Origin of the sequence: Tenacibaculum sp. 190524A05c, from assembly GCF_964036595.1 — a bacterium.
In the GTDB taxonomy this organism is placed as follows: domain Bacteria; phylum Bacteroidota; class Bacteroidia; order Flavobacteriales; family Flavobacteriaceae; genus Polaribacter; species Polaribacter platacis.
In genome coordinates, this window is record NZ_OZ038523.1 from 3,756,779 (window position 1) to 3,777,095 (window position 20,317).

At 31.5% G+C, this 20,317-nt stretch carries 20 protein-coding genes and 2 tRNA genes; 14 read left to right on the top strand and 8 right to left on the bottom strand.

The genetic code is table 11. The annotated features are described in order from the left end of the window. The first annotated feature begins 9 nt into the window (after positions 1-9). Positions 10-1,062, top strand: coding sequence for a ThiF family adenylyltransferase (locus tag ABNT61_RS16850; protein WP_348744065.1), 1,053 nt, complete (start codon positions 10-12; stop codon positions 1,060-1,062). Positions 1,063-1,065: 3 nt separating this feature from the next. On the opposite strand, the gene ABNT61_RS16855 is transcribed toward ABNT61_RS16850, so the two are convergent. After that, positions 1,066-1,422, bottom strand: a complete 357-nt coding sequence (locus tag ABNT61_RS16855; RefSeq protein WP_348722415.1) for a hypothetical protein — start codon at positions 1,420-1,422, stop codon at positions 1,066-1,068. Positions 1,423-1,561: 139 nt separating this feature from the next. Here ABNT61_RS16855 and ctlX point away from each other — a divergent pair, with 139 nt between their 5' ends. The 4 genes from ctlX (at position 1,562) to ABNT61_RS16875 (ending at position 4,161) form a co-directional block, all read left to right on the top strand. Next, positions 1,562-2,500: a citrulline utilization hydrolase CtlX gene (ctlX, locus tag ABNT61_RS16860; RefSeq protein ID WP_348744066.1), complete on the top strand. Its 939-nt coding sequence runs from the start codon at positions 1,562-1,564 to the stop codon at positions 2,498-2,500. Positions 2,501-2,825: 325 nt separating this feature from the next. After that, positions 2,826-3,164: a hypothetical protein gene (locus tag ABNT61_RS16865; protein WP_348740557.1), complete on the top strand. Its 339-nt coding sequence runs from the start codon at positions 2,826-2,828 to the stop codon at positions 3,162-3,164. A gap of 135 nt (positions 3,165-3,299) precedes the next feature. Next, positions 3,300-3,662: a hypothetical protein gene (locus ABNT61_RS16870; RefSeq protein WP_348744067.1), complete on the top strand. Its 363-nt coding sequence runs from the start codon at positions 3,300-3,302 to the stop codon at positions 3,660-3,662. A gap of 151 nt (positions 3,663-3,813) precedes the next feature. Continuing rightward, the gene (locus ABNT61_RS16875) at positions 3,814-4,161 is read left to right on the top strand and encodes a hypothetical protein (RefSeq protein ID WP_348744068.1); all 348 of its coding nucleotides are present in this window, start codon (positions 3,814-3,816) and stop codon (positions 4,159-4,161) included. A gap of 25 nt (positions 4,162-4,186) precedes the next feature. Here the strand turns inward: ABNT61_RS16875 and pafA are convergent, their stop codons facing one another. Next, entirely contained in the window at positions 4,187-5,839 is a 1,653-nt protein-coding gene (gene pafA, locus ABNT61_RS16880) for an alkaline phosphatase PafA (protein ID WP_348744069.1), read from the bottom strand. 143 nt (positions 5,840-5,982) lie between these two features. Here pafA and ABNT61_RS16885 point away from each other — a divergent pair, with 143 nt between their 5' ends. The 4 genes from ABNT61_RS16885 to ABNT61_RS16900 all read left to right on the top strand — a co-directional run bounded on the left by ABNT61_RS16885 (position 5,983) and on the right by ABNT61_RS16900 (position 7,802). After that, positions 5,983-6,723, top strand: coding sequence for an ABC transporter permease (locus tag ABNT61_RS16885; protein ID WP_348709565.1), 741 nt, complete (start codon positions 5,983-5,985; stop codon positions 6,721-6,723). Position 6,724: 1 nt separating this feature from the next. Next, the gene (locus ABNT61_RS16890) at positions 6,725-7,486 is read left to right on the top strand and encodes an ABC transporter ATP-binding protein (RefSeq protein ID WP_348744070.1); all 762 of its coding nucleotides are present in this window, start codon (positions 6,725-6,727) and stop codon (positions 7,484-7,486) included. Between the two features lie 116 nt (positions 7,487-7,602). Beyond that, a tRNA-Lys gene (locus ABNT61_RS16895) sits at positions 7,603-7,675 on the top strand. Between the two features lie 44 nt (positions 7,676-7,719). Next, positions 7,720-7,802 (top strand) — tRNA-Tyr (locus ABNT61_RS16900). Between the two features lie 202 nt (positions 7,803-8,004). Here ABNT61_RS16900 and ABNT61_RS16905 read toward each other — a convergent pair. Together ABNT61_RS16905 and ABNT61_RS16910 are read right to left on the bottom strand one after the other, a co-directional pair. Continuing rightward, a complete protein-coding gene (locus ABNT61_RS16905) occupies positions 8,005-9,207 on the bottom strand; it encodes a sensor histidine kinase (RefSeq protein WP_348744071.1) in 1,203 nt (400 codons plus the stop codon). Between the two features lie 158 nt (positions 9,208-9,365). Further along, complete coding sequence (locus ABNT61_RS16910) at positions 9,366-9,770, bottom strand: response regulator (protein WP_348709562.1); 405 nt, start codon at positions 9,768-9,770, stop codon at positions 9,366-9,368. Positions 9,771-9,935: 165 nt separating this feature from the next. Here ABNT61_RS16910 and ABNT61_RS16915 point away from each other — a divergent pair, with 165 nt between their 5' ends. Beyond that, positions 9,936-11,363 carry a DUF389 domain-containing protein gene (locus ABNT61_RS16915; protein ID WP_348744072.1) on the top strand — a complete coding sequence of 476 codons (1,428 nt, stop codon included), beginning with the start codon at positions 9,936-9,938 and terminating at the stop codon, positions 11,361-11,363. A 30-nt stretch (positions 11,364-11,393) separates the two neighbouring features. Here ABNT61_RS16915 and ABNT61_RS16920 read toward each other — a convergent pair whose 3' ends face one another. The 4 genes from ABNT61_RS16920 to ABNT61_RS16935 form a co-directional block, all read right to left on the bottom strand. Beyond that, on the bottom strand, positions 11,394-12,017 hold the full coding sequence (locus tag ABNT61_RS16920) for a hypothetical protein (protein ID WP_348709560.1): 624 nt from the start codon (positions 12,015-12,017) through the stop codon (positions 11,394-11,396). Between the two features lie 21 nt (positions 12,018-12,038). Further along, a complete protein-coding gene (locus ABNT61_RS16925; RefSeq protein ID WP_348709559.1) occupies positions 12,039-12,461 on the bottom strand; it encodes a DUF2141 domain-containing protein in 423 nt (140 codons plus the stop codon). A gap of 176 nt (positions 12,462-12,637) precedes the next feature. Next, a complete protein-coding gene (locus tag ABNT61_RS16930; RefSeq protein WP_348744073.1) occupies positions 12,638-14,797 on the bottom strand; it encodes a TonB-dependent receptor in 2,160 nt (719 codons plus the stop codon). 92 nt (positions 14,798-14,889) lie between these two features. Then, positions 14,890-15,813: an AraC family transcriptional regulator gene (locus ABNT61_RS16935; RefSeq protein ID WP_348744074.1), complete on the bottom strand. Its 924-nt coding sequence runs from the start codon at positions 15,811-15,813 to the stop codon at positions 14,890-14,892. Positions 15,814-15,884: 71 nt separating this feature from the next. On the opposite strand from ABNT61_RS16935, the gene pdxH reads away from it, so the two are divergent. From pdxH to ABNT61_RS16955, 4 genes are all read left to right on the top strand, one after another. After that, a complete protein-coding gene (gene pdxH, locus ABNT61_RS16940; protein WP_348744075.1) occupies positions 15,885-16,532 on the top strand; it encodes a pyridoxamine 5'-phosphate oxidase in 648 nt (215 codons plus the stop codon). Between the two features lie 30 nt (positions 16,533-16,562). Beyond that, positions 16,563-17,051, top strand: coding sequence for a histidine phosphatase family protein (locus tag ABNT61_RS16945; RefSeq protein ID WP_348722394.1), 489 nt, complete (start codon positions 16,563-16,565; stop codon positions 17,049-17,051). A 13-nt stretch (positions 17,052-17,064) separates the two neighbouring features. Beyond that, positions 17,065-17,958, top strand: coding sequence for an exopolyphosphatase (locus tag ABNT61_RS16950; RefSeq protein WP_348744076.1), 894 nt, complete (start codon positions 17,065-17,067; stop codon positions 17,956-17,958). Positions 17,959-18,084: 126 nt separating this feature from the next. After that, the gene (locus ABNT61_RS16955; protein WP_348744077.1) at positions 18,085-20,172 is read left to right on the top strand and encodes an OmpA family protein; all 2,088 of its coding nucleotides are present in this window, start codon (positions 18,085-18,087) and stop codon (positions 20,170-20,172) included. The last annotated feature ends 145 nt before the right edge of the window (positions 20,173-20,317 follow it).

Here is a 20,317-nt window from a genome sequence, read left to right on the forward strand (position 1 = left end):
AACTTATAGATGTTAACCAGAGAAGAACAAAAACAATATAATCGTCATCTTATTTTAGATAAAATCGGAGAAGCTGGTCAGTTAAAATTAAAACAAGCTAAGGTTCTGGTAATAGGAGCAGGAGGACTAGGATGTCCTGTTTTACAATACTTAACTGCTGCTGGTGTTGGAACTATTGGTATTGTTGATAATGATGTTGTAGATCAAACGAATTTACAACGCCAAATCTTATATACAATTGATGATGTGGGTTCTTCGAAAGCAGAAACTGCTGCAAAAAGATTATCTCGCTTAAATCCATTTGTAAATTTCGAAGTGCACAATGAATTTCTTATGAGAAATAATGCAATTCAATTGTTTGAAAAGTATGATATCATTGTAGATGGAAGTGATAATTTTCAAACACGTTATTTATCAAATGATGCGGCTATTATTGCAAATAAACCTTTGGTATATGGTTCTATTTTTAAATTTGAAGGACAGGTTAGTGTTTTCAATTTTGATGGAAGTGCAACGTACAGATGTTTGTATCCAACTCCACCAAATCCAGGAGATGTTCCAAATTGTTCTGAGATTGGAGTTTTAGGAGTTTTACCAGGAATTATAGGAAGTTTACAAGCAAATGAAGTAATCAAAATTATTTGTGATTTAGATGAAGTGTTAGCAAATAAACTAATGATTTTTGATGTGCTTTCTATGCGCCAAATGATTGTGAATTATTCTAAAACAGAGAATTCAATCATAACGGAACTCAATGAGAACTATGAAGCTTTTTGTGGTGTAAGTGTCCTAGAAAATGAAATAACCTTAGAGGAGTTTGAGTCGAATTCTGAATTATATAATCTTTTAGATGTACGAGAGGATTGGGAAAGAGAACAGCACCATATTGGCGGCCAACATATCCCTCTGGGAAAGTTACCAGAGTTGTATACAAAATTGAAGAGTGATAAACCTTTAGTAGTGTATTGTAAATCTGGAATGAGAAGCCAACGTGCTATTGAATTTCTAGAAGATCAAAATGTAAATATTACATTGATTAATTTGAAAAACGGACTTCAATAAGAATTAAGATACTTCTATATTTTCTTTAATTCTAAAGCAACGTTCGGTTCCGATAAATTTAGGATTTCCATGTTCTTCAGACCAAAAACCATCTAAAATGTCTTTGGTTAAACACCGGTAAACTACAGTTCCTTTGTAAACAAAAGACTCTTCATCAAGATATTGAAAGTTTATTACAAGAATGTTGTCTTTAAAAAAGCCTGATCCTGTTTGTTCCTGTTCGTTATGAATTAACCATTTAGCATTAATTCTTTTGTTCTCATCTAATTGTAGAGTTAATGTACCTCTGTAATTAAGGTTGCTATCATTCTGATTAGAACCAATTATTGAGAATTCTCCTACTAAATCCGCTGCTGTCATTTTAATTCATTAAGAAAACCAAAGATAGTATTTGAGTTTTTTATTGAGAAATAAGAGGTGAGTTTGCAATCAATTTTGAGATGTAATTTTTTCTCTTTTTTACATCTTCCGAATACTCAAAATAAGTATTTTTGCCCGTATGAGACAAACAACCAATACTATATTAATGGTTCGTCCTGTTGGATTTAGGATGAACGAACAAACGGCTGTAAATAATTACTATCAGAAAGTATTAGATAATGTTTTACCTTCAACTGTAAATGCTAAAGCTCAAGAAGAGTTTGATAATTATGTTGAAAAGCTTAGAAGTTATGGTGTGAATGTTATTGTGGTTTCAGATACAACCGAAACTGATACTCCAGATTCAATTTTCCCAAATAACTGGATTTCTTTTCATGAAAACGGAACCGTAGGATTATATCCAATGTTTGCCGAAAACAGAAGGTTAGAAAGAAGAGAAGATATTTTAGATATCCTAGAAGAGGAAGGGTTTATCATTGATGGTGTGATTGATTATACTTCAGGTGAAGAACAAAATGTTTTCTTAGAAGGAACAGGAAGTTTATTATTAGATAGAGTAAATAGAAAAGCATATTGTGCTTTATCTCCGAGAGCAAATGAAGAATTATTTATCGAATTCTGTGAGGATTTTGAATATACTCCTGTTGTGTTTACTTCAAATCAAACTGTAAATGGAGAACGTAAAGCTATTTATCATACGAATGTGATGATGTGTTTGGCAGAAACTTTTGCGGTAATTTGTTTGGCATCTATTGATGATAAAAAGGAACGTAAGCATGTTATCAAGAATTTAAAAGATGATGGTAAAGAAGTAATAGATATTACTGAAGAGCAAGTGAACAATTTTGCTGGTAACATGTTACAAGTTAGAGGAAAGGATGATGAGCGTTTCCTTGTAATGAGTCAGGCAGCGTATGATTGTTTAACAAAAGATCAAATCAATAAGATCGAGAAACATTGTAAAATTATATCAAGCTCTTTGGACGTAATTGAAGGCTGTGGAGGTGGAAGTGCCAGATGTATGATGGCTGAGGTTTTTCTTCCAAAAGCAAATTAAAAAGTAATTTTTTAGAAAATAAATAGAAAGAGCTTACATTGTGTAAGCTCTTTTTTTGTGACGTATATTCTAGTGATAATAGTGACTTATCTGGATTTGTTGTGTCAAATGGAATGTAAGTTAATTACAAGTTTAGAAAAAAGAAAGGGAAACCGAAAGAGCAATGGCTGCTCATTAAAACAGAGCAGTCTTGAGCTTTTTAAATTCTTCGATATCATACGTAATTTTCATTTAAACATCACAAAAAGGTAATTCATTCGGTTTTAATACTTCTTTTTTTGATTCATATCTATCTTTATATCAGTAATTAATCAAAAGTAGAATCATGAGTAAATCAATTAAAATAATAGCTGCAATTCTTGTGTTTAATTTGTGTTCTCAAATGATGGATGCACAAAATAGCTCTAAAGCAAACAGGAACTTAAAAGAATCTAATAAGAAAATCAAGAATGAAAATTTAATGGAGTATGCACCATTCGTAATGAAAGTTAGAATTAAAAAAGATCATAATAACAAAAGAGTAGTTTACTCAGTTGGAATTACAGATAGAGCTCTAGAAATGGAAGAAAAAAAACGAAAAAAGTATACAACATTTGTTACGTCGAAAGATGAGATTTTATTACTCAGAAAATCCAGAAAAAAGAGGAAAAAACGAGCATATTAAGGACTTATAATAAGAATTGAGCTAAAAGATATAAAATCCCCATTCGTCTATATTAATATACCATTCACCGAACATAAGTAATATATTATGAAAAGATATAGTTATTTTGATATACAATTGAAAAAATCCCCTACTATGAATGCTAGAATAAATATAATAGCATCTTTATTATTCATCTTCTTAGGCTTCCAAGAAGTGGCTGCTCAAAAAGTAGTTGCTAAAAATGGAAACGGTATGGAGTATAGAGACGATGAAAAGGACTTAGATGACATGAATGCAATTACTGCACCATCTAATGCCGTTACTGTAAATGCAAAATCTACCAAAAAGAAAGCAAAGAAAAAATCTACAAAGAATAAAATCGCTTCTGTAAAAAAGGTTGAAAAACTAATGAAGCAGAAGAAAAGATTAAGATTTAGAAATAAAAGAAAGAAAGAAGATACAAAGTGTTTCAAGAAAGCTAAAGAGCCTTGTGACGCTGACAAAAAGAAAAAATAAGAAAGACTGTTTATCAGTCTTTTTTTTATGCCTAATTTTTCTGTTTAACATTTTTTATGATTTTTTTTGTAAAGTATTCGAAGAAATTATGACTTAGTAAATGTAATACTGCAGTTTACGATTCATTATTAACCATAAGTAAAGAAAAGTCATGAAGTCCATTAAAATACTACTGTTATTTCTGTTTTTAGGTTATCCTTTAAATCAGTTAACTGCCCAAAATGTTGTTGCTCAAAATAATGTTGAGTACATAGAAGATAGCTCGAACGATTTAAATACAATCAAGGTTCCAAAGAAAGCGGAAGTTGTTAAAAAGAAGATGAAATCTCAAAAACAACAGGTAGAAAAGATAGTGAAAGCACAAGCATTACAAAAAGTGCTTAAAACCAATAAAAGATTAAGGTTTAGAAGTAAAAGGCATCAAAAGCCAGGTAAATGTTATAAAGACGCTGTTTGCGATGATGACAAGATAAATCTAGATAGAAATAAGATAAAATAAAAGAGCGTATAAAACGCTCTTTTTTTTATTTTAATGCTTCTTCAACAACTCTTCCAGTTGCTCCGTTAGGAAACTCGATATTTAGCATGCTCGAAATAGTAGGAGCGATATCGATGATTTCATATTTAGTTTTTGAAGAACCTCTTTTGATTCCATTTCCATAAAAGATTACAGGAATATGAGTATCGTAAGAATATCCAGATCCATGCGTTGATCCTTTTTTAGGATATATAATTGTTGATGGATTAGGAATCAATAATACATCTCCAGATAATTTTTGATTATAACCTTTTTGAAGAGAATTTAATATTCCGTCGCCAAAATAAGTAGATTGCATTGTTTTCGCAGTAATCGCTTTATAAATCCCAGGAAAATTAATAACTTCTTCTACAATAAAATTAGAAACTTCTTCTACAGAAAGCTTTTCCTTTTTTAAGTTTTCTTTACTCAAAAATACTTGGAAGTTTGATACATTTTCAATCAAATCATTTGACTTGAATTTTTCAGAAGTTACTTTCTTAATAAAATCCGTTAGCTTTTTCCCAGCTAAATAATTTGCAGGAATTTTTACTGATTTCAAGTATGCAGGAACTTGTACAGCAGCGTGATCGGCTGTTAAAAAGATAGTATAGTTACCTTTTCCTACTTTTTCATCTAAGTTGTTGAATAAACGCTCTAAGTCTTTGTCAAGTCTTAAATAAGTATCTTGAATTTCTTTTGAATCTACACCAAATTGATGTCCCACATAATCCGTAGAAGAATAACTTAAAGTTAAAAAGTCGGTATGTTTATTTTGACCAAGTTGTTCTCCTTCAATAGCGGCGATTGCAAAATCGGTTGTAATAGCATTTCCAGCAGGTATAGCTTTTATAATACTATAGTTGTTGTTTTTACTTCTTAAATTAGGAATATCATGCGGAAATACAGGTTTGTCTTGACCTTTAAACGTCTCTTCAAAATTGTTGTCATCCGCAATACTTTCGGTATATGTATTTATATCATATAAAGTTTCCCAAGGTTGATTTAAATATTCATCTGCCTTTCCTGAATTATTAAACTCATTAACCCAATTTGGTAAAGCCTCTAGATAAAAAGAAGAACTAATCCAATGTCCAACGCTTCCTCCGTCAAACCAATAAGCAGCATCAGCAGTATGCCCAGCAGGTAAAATAGCAGAACGATCTTTAATACCAATACCAATTGTTTTTCCTTGCATATTTTGCGCAAGTTTTAATTGATCAGTAATTGTGGTTGTAAACATTCTATAAGGAGATTTCTTTCCTCCTTTACCATCATTTCCAACAGTTTTATAATTGTCATCATCCACACAATAAATAGTTTTCTTTAAGTATTTATCGTACCAATGGTTACTAATAATTCCATGATTATCTGGCGTTGTTCCTGTAAATATAGAGGTGTGTCCAACAGCTGTATACGTTGGGATATAATTGTAATGTGCATTTTCTAATGAGAATCCATTATTCAACAATCTCTTAAATCCGCCATCTCCATATTTATCATTAAATCTAAATAAATAGTCGTAACGCATTTGATCTACAACAATACCAACAACTAATTTTGGTTTGGAAGAATTTTGAATTGCTTCATTTTGTTTGATATTACAATTTGAAAGCAATACGAATACAGTTAACAATAATAGTTTATAAGTGTACTTCATGATTAAAATATAAGTTTTCAAAATTAAGTAAACTATGCGTAATAGAATGGAAAATAATAGATGTTAATCATTTTTTAATCTTATAGAATCATGTATTCAACTAAATATTCTTTTAGTACTTTAGCAGAACAAAAAGAAAATAGATGAATTATATCGAGCACGTTGGAAAGTATTTTATGATGCTTGGTCAAGTTTTTAAAGCTCCTCAGAAATTTCGAGTTTTTTGGGAAACACTTTTTCGTGAAATAGAACAGTTAGGTCTAAAATCTATTGGAATTATTGGATTCATATCGTTCTTTATCGGAGGTGTTATTGCTTTACAAACTGCTTTAAATATTAGTGATCCTTTTATACCTAAATGGTTAATTGGATTCGCAACAAAAAGATCAGTAATCTTAGAGTTTGCGCCAACTTTCTGTTCTATTATCTTGGCAGGAAAAGTAGGTTCTTATATAACCTCAAGTATTGGAAGTATGAGAGTTACGGAACAAATTGATGCACTTGAAATTATGGGTGTTAATTCATTGAATTATTTAGTGCTTCCAAAAATCATAGCTACAGTTTTATTTTATCCTTTTTTAATAATCTTAGGAATGTTCTTAAGTATTCTAGGAGGATGGGTAGCAGGAATGGCTACAAATATGTTTTTTGTTGAAGATTATGTCTTTGGAATTCAATACGATTTCAATTCATACTTAATTGTATACGCACTAATCAAAACAGTAATTTTTGCGTTTATTATTGCTACGGTTCCGTCTTATCATGGATATTATGTTAAAGGTGGTTCATTAGGAGTTGGTAAAGCCAGTACCCAGTCTGTTGTTTGGACTATAGTAATTATTGTTATTGCAAATTATTTCTTAACTCAAATGTTGTTAACTTAATATGATAGAAGTAAACGATATACATAAAAGCTTTGGTGATACAAATGTTTTAAAAGGGATTTCTACTTCATTTGAAGAAGGAAAAACAAGTTTGATTATTGGTCAGAGTGGAGCAGGGAAAACAGTATTTCTAAAAAGTCTGTTGGGTTTACATACGCCAGAAGAAGGAACGATAACTTATAATGGTAAAGTAAATACTGAAATGACTATTGAGGAGAAAAGAGACTTTCGTCAAGAGTTAGGAATGGTATTTCAAGGAAGTGCGTTATTTGATTCTTTAAATGTAGAAGAGAATGTTACCTTTCCTTTAAAGATGTTTACTCAGCAAACAAAAGAAGAAATGCTAGAGAGAGCAAATTTTGTTTTACAAAGAGTAAATCTTGAAAATTCAAATAAAAAATTACCTTCTGAACTTTCGGGAGGAATGCAGAAAAGGGTTGCTATTGCTAGAGCAATTGTAATGAATCCGAAATATTTGTTTTGTGATGAACCAAATTCTGGTTTAGATCCTAGTACATCTATTTTAATTGATAATTTAATTAAAGAGATTACAGAGGAGTATAATATCACAACAGTTATAAATACACATGATATGAATTCTGTTATGGAGATAGGAGATAAGATTGTTTTCTTGAAAAATGGAATTAAAGCATGGGAGGGAAGTAGTAAAGAGATATTCAAAACCGATAATAAAGCAGTCGTTGATTTTGTATATTCTTCGAATTTATTCAAAAAAGTTCGTCAAGCTTATTTGAATGAGTAATTCTTAAATAATTGATTTTTAAGTTACTATTTTTTAAAGAAAAAATTATTTAAAAATTATTCATTTTTTGTTTGGCGGGAATGTATAAAGTTTCTATATTTGCACTCGCAAAACAAGACCGGGTAGCTCAGTTGGTAGAGCATCTCCCTTTTAAGGAGAGGGTCCTGGGTTCGAGCCCCAGCCCGGTCACACATAAAGCTTCTCGCTTGAGAGGCTTTTTCTTTGAAAACATTGGGGAGATTCCAGAGCGGCCAAATGGGACGGACTGTAACTCCGTTGTCTTTCGACTTCGCAGGTTCGAATCCTGCTCTCCCCACTTTTCAATGAAACACAATTTTTAATTAGGGGATAGATAAAAGACGTTTGGCAGGCAGATGATGTGAGTTGGGCGTTTTTTCGTTTAATACTGTTTCTACTTCATCATTCCCGAATATCTTTTAAAAAATCAAAAATGTTTTCAGCCAAAAAAAACTTTAGAGCTATTTCTTTTGTTGAGTAAAACTTAAAATAAGGTAATTCTAGTTTGGAATAGGTAATGTAAAATGGAATGTTGCGCCTTCACCTTCAATTGAACTCACCCAGATTGTTCCATCGAATAAATCAACAATCTTTTTTACTATAGATAATCCAATTCCTGTAGAGTTATGATGATCATCTAAAGTTTCGAAAATTCCAAATACTTTTTTGTGGTACTTTTCAGGTATTCCTTTTCCGTTGTCGCTAATTTGAAATTCCCAGAAGTTTTCATCAATAGTATCGTAACTAATAGTTACTTCACCATTTTCCGCTTTTGCATACTTAACGGCGTTACTAATTAAGTTTTGGAATAATTGATGAAGCCTAAATTTATCTCCTTTAGCTATCGGTAGCTTTTTTGGGATGTTTACCTTAACGTGTTCAGGAACGTGAATTGTATCGAGAATGATTTCCACCACTTCATTAAGATCGATCTCTTTTTTAGGGTGTTCAATTTTATCAATACTGGCATATTTAAGAATTCCATTAATAAGATGATCCATCTTATCAATCTTCTTTAGTAAAAGTTGGAAATTCTCTTTTATATTTTCGTCTTCCGTAAGTTCTAAGCAATCTTCTTGAAGCCAACTAACCAATGCATTCATGCTACGCAATGGAGCTTTTAAATCATGAGAAACAACGTGAGCAAAGTCATTCAATTCTTGATTGCTCTTTCTTAAGTTTTTAAGTAGTTGTTCTCTTTCTTTTTGGTCGTTTAATCTTTCTGTAATGTCTCTAACTACTCCTTGAGCAAAAGTTGCTTCTCCAGTTTCATCATATACAATGCTAGAATTGATCTCAATCCATCTAACTTCTTTTTTACCGTTGTAAACTCTGGCTTTAAAATTCTTGAATATCCCTTTTTCCAATAATTCATAGTAGGCCTGCATAGCGTAATCTACATCATCTGGATAAAGAGTTGAGGTAACATTAAATATTTCTTCGGAAGTATATCCAAAAAAATCAGCTGCTGCGTCATTCATCTTAACTACATTTCCATATAAATCCATAAGGATATATGGATCAACAATGGTTTTGAATAAACTTTCTAGCTGAATATCTTTTTCGTTAATTACTTTAATAAGGTTCTGATTAGCTTCTTGAAGCTCTAATGACCTTTCTTCAAGGTTCTTTTCTGCTTCAATTCTTGCGTTTTTCTCTCGTTCTAACGCCTTTTCTAATGCTTCTATGTTGTTAGTAATCACAGTATAAAAATATAAATCTAATTTAAAAGAATAGACATAAAACCACAAAAGTTTAATGTTAATCTATTTCAATGTTTTCTTTAAAATAAATGCACGGATAGTAAGGGAAAGTATTTAATATTTCAGGGGAATGAAATTATCTATTGTTTTTCAGGGTTTTAATTCAATAATTCGTTGTTTGTCCAATAATCTAGCATCGTAGTAATATTTTTTGTGTAATCTTCAAAACGAAGAGGTTTTATAATATAACCAGCAATACCGAGTTCATAACATGTTTTCAAATCGCTATGATTATCAGAACTAGATAGAATTACTGTTGGGATATATCTTAATCTATTATCAGCTTTTAAAATTTTTAAAAACTCAATACCATTCATTTTTGGCATGTTTAAGTCTAAAAAGATTAAGTCTGATGTAGGGTTCTCTAATTTAGAAAGCGCATCTTCTCCGTTTACAGCTTCTATAACAGTAGGATTAAAGTTACTGTTATTACAAACTCTAGCGAATTTCATTCTTTCTACTTCATCATCATCAATAAACAAAATGTTTAATTTCTTCACCATAAATTTATCGTTCTAAATTAATACCGGTCGAAAATTATAAAAAATATCCCCTTGTTCTTTGATAATTATGTAATTCGAAGCGGTGTTTAGATTAACGGTCATTATCTATAGACGAACGTTTTTGTCTTACTTTTCGTATATTTCGCGGCAAAAGAGAACAATTATATGGAAGAAATTAAGAAGGAAGAAATAGATAAGTCTAAAGAAGCAGTAAAGCAGGATGCAAAGGGTTTATGGGAGAGTGTAAAGACATTCATGAACGAATTACTTGATTTTAGACATGATACAGATCAAGAAGCAACTATTGAGGCAATAAAGAATGATATTCCCTTCAAAGGAGCAACTGCATGGATTTTAATATTTGCAGTATTTATTGCATCGATTGGATTAAATGTGAGTTCTACAGCGGTTGTAATCGGAGCCATGTTAATATCACCTTTAATGGGACCAATATTAGGTATAGGAATGTCTTTAGCTATTAATGATATTGATACGTTAAAGAGTTCGTTTGTAAACTTATTGGTGATGGTGATTCTTAGTGTTGCTACGGCTTATTTATACTTTTTATTATCACCGTTAACAGAATTAACTCCTGAATTAGAGGCAAGAACTCAACCTAATATATTAGATGTACTTGTGGCGATATTTGGAGGTTTAGCTTTAATTGTTGCAAGAACAAAAAAAGGAACTATTGCATCTGTAATATTCGGTGTAGCAATTGCTACAGCTTTAATGCCACCTTTATGTACTGCAGGATATGGATTGGCCGTTGGAAACATGAAGTTTTTCTTAGGAGCAATGTATTTATTTGTAATTAACACTACATTTATTGCGCTGTCTACCTTTTTAGTATTGAAAGTATTAGGATTTACAATGATTCGTTATGTAAATTCTAAAAAGAGAAGAAGAATTGCCCAATTGGCTACATTTTTTGGTTTGGTAGCAATGATTCCAGCTGTTTGGACTTTTTTAAATGTTTTAAAGAAAAGTAATTTTGATCGAGATTTAAGAGGTTTTATTAAAAACGAAATTGAAACTAATGATGATTTGTGGTTTCAAAGGCATAAAGTGAAAGAGGATGAAAATGAAATTACATTATATTTTAATGGAAAAGTTCCTCAAGCTACAATCACGGATCTTAAGAACGAATTAAAAAATTACGATAAGATCAAAAACTTTGATTTAAAAATTAATTCAAACGAGTCTAGAAGTGCAGATGATATTTCTAAATCTTTAGAAAGAGCTTACAGTAATTTAGATCAAAAAGATAATATTATTAATGGTTTACAAAAGGAAATAGAAGATTTGAAATCTGAAATTTCTAACTTAAATGTAACCATTGAAAAAACGGATAAAAACAATATTCCGTTCAGTTCAATAGCTAAAGAGGCTAAGATTAGATTTGGAGATATTAAAGAAATTCGTTTTTCAAAAGTGTTATCTACAAAGGATTTTATTAAAGTTGATACGATTCCAGAAGCAAGTGTTATTTGGAATAGTAAATTGAAGGAGAAGTACATTGCAAAAAAGCAATTGGAATTGCATAAATGGCTTCAAAAAGAAATGAAATTAGATACATTATATATCAAGTAAAAAAAAGCCCGCTGAACAGCGGGCTTTTTTTTAACTCTTTTTACATTGTTTTAAAACTTGTTGAGCTCTATCTTTTCCGTATTTCGGATAAAATTTAGGCAATTCTTCTTTATCAAATAATTCTATAGATTTCTCTACATCTTTACAGTATTGATCTACAGGTTGATTGAAAAATCTTGCAGCTCCCATATCCCATTCAGCTTTTCCTAAGACTACTCTTGGGTTATTCGGAGCAATTTTTAGCGCTTCTGCGTATAACATTGAATTCTTTCCAGATAAAGTCATACCGTATTTTTGTCCATCAAAAGCTATGTATGCTGTATTTAACAATGCTTGATTGATAATGATTTCAGGATTGTTAGGAGATAAGCTTTTAGCAATATCTAAATACTCTTGAGCTTTCTTTAGCTTGTTGTTTAATTTAGCTTCATCCTTAATTCCAAAGCTTCCTAAAATTTCTAAAGTTGCTACATAGTAAGGAGGTAACCATTCTTCAGGTTCAGCTTTTGTAATTCTTTCAAATAATTGACAAGCTTCAGTTGTTTTTTGTTGTCCCCATAACTGGAATGCTTTTTCCATTCCTTTTTCATATTTAGTTTGTGCAGCGATATTGGTAGTAATAAATACTACAAAAAGTAAGATTATTTTTTTCATGACTTTGTGTTTTTTAGTTGTTTATTTTATTGTTATGCTTAGTGAAACATCAGCGTTTACAGTAAACTTTGCGTCTTTATATTTTGGAGGACCAAAGAAACCTTTAGCATCATTTGAAATTCCGATAGGTTCTTTAGGAATTCCAAAAATCTTTGTATCCATTTTTTTATTGTCGTTTGCATCATGGAATGCAGAAACCGCATATTCTCCTTCAGGTATATTTTTAAAAACTACAGTAGCTTTTTTGTCTTTTACTTGTACGATATCTCCTTTAATCGACTTCTTTAAGAAATCGTCTTTTGAGTTGTACAAGGCTACATATAAATCACCTTTGTCAGATTTCATTCCTGTGAATTCAATTGTAATAGAATGATTTTCTTGTGCTGTGATTTGTTGAATAAAACTGAAAAGAAATAAGCTTACTGTTATAATAATTCGTTGCATGTTTTTACTTTTTTTATTTGTCCAAATATCTATTGTTTTCTCTTGATAACCTCAAAATTCTTACCGAATTGTTATTTTTTATCACTGAATTGTTGTAATCCCAGTTGAAGGTTTGTTTTCTAGTGTAACATTCAGGTTTACAAAGTGTTTTGTTTTCTGGTTTTTTTCTTAAGATTTTATAAATTATCTAACTGATTACTTTTATTATCATCACTAATAGACCAGAAGAATCCTACGAAAAAGAACTGATCGGCATTTGGACGTAAGGCTTGACGCTCAAAAACTCCATTAGCATTAGGTTGATTTTTATAATCATATCCAAAAACGTTTTCAGTACCTAAAACATTGTTTACCGAGAAATACAATATTTTTTGTTGACTAATTAAGTAAGCAACGTTTAAGCTTACCGAATTGTAATTTTTTGTTTGTTCATTTAAAAATCCGTTGATATTTGGATTCGTATAAGTTCTTCCTGTAGCGAATCTATATGAAAGTCCAACCTGAGTTTTCCATGAATCAACCCAGTATTTTCCAACTACAGAAAGATTATGTGTTGATGCAAAATTTGGGGTAGCTTTTGTTGGATAGTTTTTAAAATCACGCTCAGTATCTAAGTATGAGTAAGAAACCCAATAGTCTAAATTTTTAATATTTTTTCCATCTCGCCAGAATACATCAATTCCTTGAGCATAACCATCTCCAGTATTTGTGAAATTAGAGAATGGAGTAGCAACAGTACCATCATATTTTACAAGGTTATCATACTTTTTATAATATCCTTCTACTCTAAATTGCTGTCTATCTTTTATGAATTGATAATTGGCAATATAATGAGTGGCTTTTTCAGAAGTTAAATTATCAGCAAACTTTAAATATTCGTTTCTGGCATTCTGATAAAACTGTCCATAAGCCAAAGAGAATTGATCGTTCTTTCCAGCTTTATATGCAATAGAAGCTCTTGGTGAGAAAGTAAATTCATTTGAAAATTCATTATTCTCTAATCGAACTCCAATTTTAGTTGCTAGTTTCTTAGAAAAGAAAATATCTGCTTCCGTAAATACTCCGAAGATATTATTGTCAAAATTATAATTGAAAGTGTTAGAAGTAGCGTTTTGTAAAAAATCCTCATTAAAATCAGTAATGAAATATTCTGCGCCAAAATTGAATTTCAATCTGCTTGAATATCTCTTTTGTGCTTTTACTTTAAAATGAGCAGAATTTTCTGCGTTATCAACATTGTCGTTATCTAAATTAATATCAGAAGTATCATTTGTATAACCGATTCCGCCTGAAACTTTCCATCCATTTCCTAATCTCTGTTTATAGGAACCATTAAAGTATAAGTTTGTGTTTTGTAATCCGAAATTGAAACCATTTTCAAAATTGATGTTTTCTTGAATTAGGTCAAAATTCGAGTAACTAAATGCTCCATATAGTTTTAATAACCCGTCTTCATTCGGTTGATATCTGTACACCATCTCTCCACTTGCTCCTTCATAAGGTTGATTCCATTGATTTCTATCTGGAAATGCATACTGATATGGAGCTAAATTGATATAAGAAGTATTAATGCTGAATGAGTTCTTTCCCCAAATTTGAGTGTTTCCAACGCCTAAACCAACAGTCATAAATTGAATGTCTGTTTTTTCTTGGGTTGGTTGATCAATGGTATTTAAGGCTAATACACTTGATAATGCTTGTCCGTATTCAGCTGAATATCCACCAGTAGAGAAAGACATTCCTTTAAATAAGAACGGAGAAAAACGACCACGAGTAGGAATATTATTTCCAGTTGGAACAAATGGATTAAACACTCGAATCCCATCAATAAAAATCTGTGTTTCCTCAGCATCTCCACCACGAACAAATAATCTTCCGTCTTCATCATTTGCTGAAGTTCCTGGTAAGGTTTGAAAAGCACCAACTACATCTCCTAGTGCACTTGCTGTAGTAACAATATCTAAAGGTTTTAATGCAACAGCTCTGGCTTTTTCACCTGCATCAAAAGTTCCAGCATTTATAACAACTGCATCAAGTGTATTTACGTCTTCCTTTAATTTTATAGAAAGGTTTCTTAAATTTTCAACTTTATCAGTTTTCATAAAAGTCTCAAAAGAAACGAACGATACTACTAAAGTTTGTAAATTTTCTTCTGAAGTGGTAAAACTGAAGTCTCCATTTTTATCAGAAGAAGTTCCATCATAGGTTCCTTCTAAATATATGTTTGCGCCTTCAATTGGATTTCCTTTTGCATCAAGAACTTTTCCTGATATACTAGTCTGCGCAAAAGAAAAAAAGGTTGTTAATACTACTAATAAAGTAAAAATAGGTTTCATGTTAATTGTTGTTTTATGCAACAAAAGTCCATCAGAAGTGTGTCTTTTTAAAAAAAGAGATACCGAACTGTAAAAAAAATAAGATGAATTGTTTATTGAACAGGAATGTATACCGTTAGGTTACATAGTTTTTCTGGATGCTCATTAAAATTGTTGTGGTATTCATCGAAAGGATCGCGAGTGTCATCTACTTTAAAACCTTTGTCAAAAATCCAAACGAAAATAGCTTCATATGTCTTTTTGAATTCATGCATGCCTAAAGTAAAAGTTGCGCTAACATATTTCCCTGCGGAAATAGTTCGAGTATTGATTTCAGAAGTATCTACCGAAGTATTTTCAATACTTATACAAGCGCTCATTTTTAATTTTGATTCTTCTGTTACTTTCGGACTATCGTGATATATCGACATTATTTTGGGTTGTCCGTTCATTAAACCTTTAGGATATGCCCATTTAAGTAATTTTTCAAAAGCAATTCCAACATTATCAAAAGGACCAATATGCGGAACGTATGCAACAGAAATATCATCAATAGTAATAACTTCAATTTTTGAAGCTTTTTCGTCAATATAATTTACAAGATTTTTCATGTTGTAAATGTATTGTTCAATCTCTGTATCGACTTTTCCATTCTTGCTTTTCGTTTTACTAATCTTGCTAAATCTACTCGTGCTTTTATTTTTAAAATCGGTTGGACTTATTCCATAAAACTTTTTAAATGCTCTTGAAAATGATGAGATTGTATTGAAACCTGTTAACTCTGTAATTTCGGAAATACTTTTTTCGCTACTATGTAATAGAAAATTAGCAGCTCGTTCAATTCGTTTACGAGTAACAAAATTGGCAAAAGTTTCGCCAGTAATAGTTTTAAATATTCTATGAAAATGATAAGGAGAAAGATAGGCTTGCTTAGCAACATCTTCTAATAACAATTTTGAAGAACTATGTTCTTCAATGTACTGTATCGCATTATGTATTCTTACAGATAGATGATTATTTGAATCCTTCATTTTCATGTAAACAAATGTATAAGATTTAAAATGAACTCGTAATTATATCGTATTTTTACCTAACAAAAATGAAATAAATGTCGCAAGATTTAAGTGATTACAGAAAGTCATATGAAAAAGGGCAATTATTAGAACAGAATTGTCCGGAAAATCCATTAGAATTATTTAGAGATTGGTTTTTACAAGCCAATGAATCGGAGATGGTTGATGAAGCTAATGCAATGAGTATTTCGTCAATTGGACTTGATGGGTTTCCAAAAACTCGAGTTGTGTTGCTTAAAAAATATACTCATGAAGGATTTATTTTTTACACCAACTATAATTCAGAAAAAGGAAAGGCAATTACAGCAAACAATAACGTTTGCTTGTCATTTTTTTGGGCGGGTTTAGAACGTCAAATAATAATTAAAGGAAAGGCTGAGAAAATTGCAGAGAATTTATCTGATGGATATTTTGAGTCTAGACCGGATGGAAGCAAATTAGGAGCTTGGGCTTCGAATCAAAGTGAAGTAGTAGCTAATAAACAAGTTTTACAAGATTCATTAAATGAATTTGAAAATAAATTTAAAGGAGTTGAAATTCCAAGACCTTCGCACTGGGGTGGATTCATTGTAAAGCCTGTGAGTATCGAGTTTTGGCAAGGTAGACCAAATCGTTTACATGATAGAATTCGATACACATTATCAAAAGATTTTTCTTGGAAACTTGAACGATTAGCTCCTTAATGCTATATTTGAGAATCTTTTTTATACTGAATGAAAACCATTTATATAGTTCGTCATGCTAAGTCTTCTTGGAAGTACGTTAGTGTCAAAGATCATGATAGACCACTTAAAGAAAGAGGTATTAATGATGCACACCTATTATCTAAATATTTGGCGAAAAACATAAAAAGGCCAGATGTTTTTATTTCTAGTAGTGCAAACAGAGCTTTACAAACGGGTATTATTTTCTGTGAAAACTTCGGTTATCCAATGGCCAATTTAAAAATTAGTAAACAGCTTTATAGTTTTAGTGATGGTTATTTGGTGAAAACAGTTAAGGCTTTAGATGATAGTTTTGATAGTGCAATTATCTTTAGTCATGATCATGGTATAAATACTTTCGTAAATAAATTTGGTAGCCAACCCATTGCGCATGTTCCTACTTGTGGAGTTGTTGGAATTCAGTTTAAAGAAAAACATTGGAAAAACATTAAAAAAGGATCAACCGTTTTAGTGGAATTCCCTAAACACCATAAATAAAAACTAATTTCTTTTGGAAATAAAAAAATATGGAGCCATTGATATTGGTTCAAATGCAGTTCGACTTTTAGTAGCAAATGTAATTGAGGAGAAAGGAAAGGAAACTAAATTCAAAAAGTCTTCTCTTGTTAGGGTTCCAATTCGATTGGGAGCAGATGCATTTGTTGAAGGTGAAATTTCCGAAAATAATATAAAAAGAATGGTAGACGCCATGCAGGCTTTCAGTTTACTTATGAAAGTTCATGGAGTCGAAAAATATAAGGCATGTGCAACTTCAGCCATGAGAGAAGCCTCTAATGGAGATGAAATAGTTAAGAAAATTTATGAAAAATCTGGTATCGAGATTGATATCATAAATGGAGCGAAAGAAGCAGCAATTATTTCATCAACAGATTTAAAGTATTTGATAAACTCAGATGAAACCTACTTATATGTAGATGTGGGTGGAGGTAGTACAGAGTTTACCTTATTTTCAAGAGGAGAAATAGTCAATTCAAAGTCTTTTAAAATAGGAACTGTTCGTTTGATTAATAATTCAAAGGAAAAGAATAAAAAGATATTTTCTAAAGTCCAAAATTGGATTGTAAAGAATACTAAAGACTACAAAAGAATATCATTAATTGGTTCAGGAGGAAATATCAATAAAATCTTCAAAATGTCTGGTCTGGATCCAGGAAGACCAATTTCTTATGTCTATTTAAATGCACAATTAGAGTTTCTTAAAAAGATGACTTATGAGGAAAGAATTTCTGAATTAAGTTTAAACCCAGATAGGGCAGATGTGATTGTTCCTGCAACAAAAATTTACCTTTCAGCAATGAAATGGAGCGGTGCAAGAAGAATTTACGTTCCTAAGATTGGTCTGTCTGACGGTATTGTTAAGAGCTTGTATTTTAATACGATATAAATTTTTTTAACATCTCTTTAACAAAAAGTTTTTTCGTTATATTTGTTAGGTATGTGACTTTTTACCCCCATTAGTGTCATACAATTAGTTAAAGCTAAGTAATCAAAACACAAATTTTTATTCATTATGAAAAAACTAATGTTATCCGGTGCATTAATTGCAATCGGGCTTACGGTTTCTGCTCAAGATCTACCAACAAATGCAGAGCCAGGGAAGTGTTATGTGAGATGTAAAACACCCGAAGTATGGAAAAATCAGGATGTTACCATAGAAGTGGCTCCTGCCTATAAAAGAATTGTTTCTTACCCTGCAAAGTACAAAACAGTTACTGAAAGAGTTTTAGTTGATGAAGGAGGAGAACGATTAGTTTTAGTTCCTGCAAAATATGAAACACAAAACTTTACTGTTGTAACTAAAGAAGCTTCTAAAAGACTTGAGAAAACTTTAGGAAAACCTTCTGTAGAAAACCAAACAGTAGTTACAAAAGAAGCTTCAAAACGTTTAACAGTTGTTCCTGCAAAATATGAAATGCGTGATGTTACAGTTACGGTAAAAGATGCTTACAAACGATTAGTTTCTGTTCCTGCGAAATATGAAACTCGTGATGAAGTTGTTGTTATTAAGGAAGCGTCACAACGATTAGTTGTTGTTCCTGCAAAAATGAAAACAATTACAGAGGAAGTTACGATTAAAGAAGCTTCTAAAAGATTAGAAGTGATTCCTGCAAAATATGAAATGCGTGATGTAACTGTTACCGTAAAGGAAGCTTCTAAAAGAGTTGAGGTTGTTCCTGCGCAATATGAAATGCGCGATGTTACGGTTACAGTGAAAGAAGCTTCAAAAAGATTAGAAGTTGTACCAGCTGTTTATGGAACTGAAGTAGTTTCTTATCAAAAAAGACAGTATGGAAATAAGATGCGAGTTATTCCAGCTTCTTTCTCTAGAGATAATGAAGTAATTGAAGTAAAGGCGAAATCTGCGAAGTGGCAAATGAGTGAAAAAGCTCCTGATTGTACATCTTCTGATCCTAACGATTGTCGTTACTGGTGTTATAAAGAAGTTCCTGCTCAGTTTGAAATCGTAGATAAAACTGTTTTATCTGCAGATGCATCTGTAGTAACTACTCCAGAGTGTAACGAAGCTACTTCTTCTACGCAATGTGGAAAAGCTACTTATGTAAAAAGAGTAATGAAAACTCCACCAACAACAAGAGAAATAGATATTCCTGCGGTGACTAAAGTGGTAAAGAAAAGAGTTATGGTGACTCCGCCTTCTACAAAAACTTTTGATATTCCTGCAGTAACAAAAGTGGTAAAAAAGAGAGTTATGGTAACTCCACCTACTACAAGAGAAATTGAAATTCCAGCAGTTACTCAAACTGTAAAAAGAACAGTTGTGGATGTTCCTGCTAGTAAAAAAATCATTGAGATTCCTGCGGTTACTAAAATCGTAAAGAAAACTGTTATGGTTACTCCTCCAACAACAAGAGAGGTTGAAGTTCCGGCAGTTACTAAAGTCGTAAAGAAAAGAGTAATGGTAACTCCACCATCAACGAATGAGATTGAGATTCCTGAAGTTACAACAATTGTAAAAAAGACAATACCTGCTGAACAAGGAACAAGAGAAATTGAAATTCCTGAGGTTACAGCAACGATGAAGAAAACAGTAATGGTAAATGCTCCAACTACTAGAGTTGTAAAAATTGATCCTAAATACGGAACAGTTAAGAAAACAGTTTTAGAAAAAGATGCGTATTCTACTGAAAAATCAGTTGAGGCTAAATTTAAAACAGTTACTAAAGAAGTTTTAGTATCTAAAGGAGGTTTAACAACTTGGAAAGAAGTAGAGTGTAAATTAGTTCAAAATACTCCATTACCAATTAACTGGAATTTAGGAAGTGCTACGTTAACTTCTGGAGCTAAAAGAATTATTGATGCACGTTTATTACCAATCTTAAAAGATGGAGTTGCTGTTGCAATTGAATCTCATACAGATTCTAGAGGTTCTAAATCAAGCAACCAATCTTTATCTGAAAGAAGAGCACAAGCGGTTGTGAATTACTTAATTTCTAAAGGAATTAACGCAAGTAAGTTAACTGCCAATGGATACGGAGAGAACAGATTAACAAACAGATGTGCTGATGGTGTATCATGTACAGAGCGTGAGCATGCAGCAAACAGAAGAACTACATTTAGAGTTATCGATCAAAAATAATTCTGAGTACTAGTACTATAAAATATAGAAAAGCCCAAGCGAACTGCTTGGGCTTTTTTCATTTGCTTTTTTTAAAAAAAAGCGACAATCAAGTTGCCGCTTTCATGGTTCTAACGTACATTTCATAGCAATTTATAGAACGTAT

Coding starts and splice junctions, on each gene's coding strand:
- ctlX (WP_348744066.1), top strand. CDS start 1,562: ATGAGACAAACAACCAATACTATATTAATGGTTCGTCCTGTTGGATTT.
- ABNT61_RS16930 (WP_348744073.1), bottom strand. CDS start 14,797: ATGAAACCTATTTTTACTTTATTAGTAGTATTAACAACCTTTTTTTCT.
- pafA (WP_348744069.1), bottom strand. CDS start 5,839: ATGAAGTACACTTATAAACTATTATTGTTAACTGTATTCGTATTGCTT.
- ABNT61_RS16855 (WP_348722415.1), bottom strand. CDS start 1,422: ATGACAGCAGCGGATTTAGTAGGAGAATTCTCAATAATTGGTTCTAAT.
- ABNT61_RS16925 (WP_348709559.1), bottom strand. CDS start 12,461: ATGCAACGAATTATTATAACAGTAAGCTTATTTCTTTTCAGTTTTATT.
- ABNT61_RS16945 (WP_348722394.1), top strand. CDS start 16,563: ATGAAAACCATTTATATAGTTCGTCATGCTAAGTCTTCTTGGAAGTAC.
- pdxH (WP_348744075.1), top strand. CDS start 15,885: ATGTCGCAAGATTTAAGTGATTACAGAAAGTCATATGAAAAAGGGCAA.
- ABNT61_RS16955 (WP_348744077.1), top strand. CDS start 18,085: ATGAAAAAACTAATGTTATCCGGTGCATTAATTGCAATCGGGCTTACG.
- ABNT61_RS16935 (WP_348744074.1), bottom strand. CDS start 15,813: ATGAAAATGAAGGATTCAAATAATCATCTATCTGTAAGAATACATAAT.
- ABNT61_RS16865 (WP_348740557.1), top strand. CDS start 2,826: ATGAGTAAATCAATTAAAATAATAGCTGCAATTCTTGTGTTTAATTTG.
- ABNT61_RS16850 (WP_348744065.1), top strand. CDS start 10: ATGTTAACCAGAGAAGAACAAAAACAATATAATCGTCATCTTATTTTA.
- ABNT61_RS16915 (WP_348744072.1), top strand. CDS start 9,936: ATGGAAGAAATTAAGAAGGAAGAAATAGATAAGTCTAAAGAAGCAGTA.
- ABNT61_RS16875 (WP_348744068.1), top strand. CDS start 3,814: ATGAAGTCCATTAAAATACTACTGTTATTTCTGTTTTTAGGTTATCCT.
- ABNT61_RS16910 (WP_348709562.1), bottom strand. CDS start 9,770: ATGGTGAAGAAATTAAACATTTTGTTTATTGATGATGATGAAGTAGAA.
- ABNT61_RS16890 (WP_348744070.1), top strand. CDS start 6,725: ATGATAGAAGTAAACGATATACATAAAAGCTTTGGTGATACAAATGTT.
- ABNT61_RS16920 (WP_348709560.1), bottom strand. CDS start 12,017: ATGAAAAAAATAATCTTACTTTTTGTAGTATTTATTACTACCAATATC.
- ABNT61_RS16870 (WP_348744067.1), top strand. CDS start 3,300: ATGAATGCTAGAATAAATATAATAGCATCTTTATTATTCATCTTCTTA.
- ABNT61_RS16885 (WP_348709565.1), top strand. CDS start 5,983: ATGAATTATATCGAGCACGTTGGAAAGTATTTTATGATGCTTGGTCAA.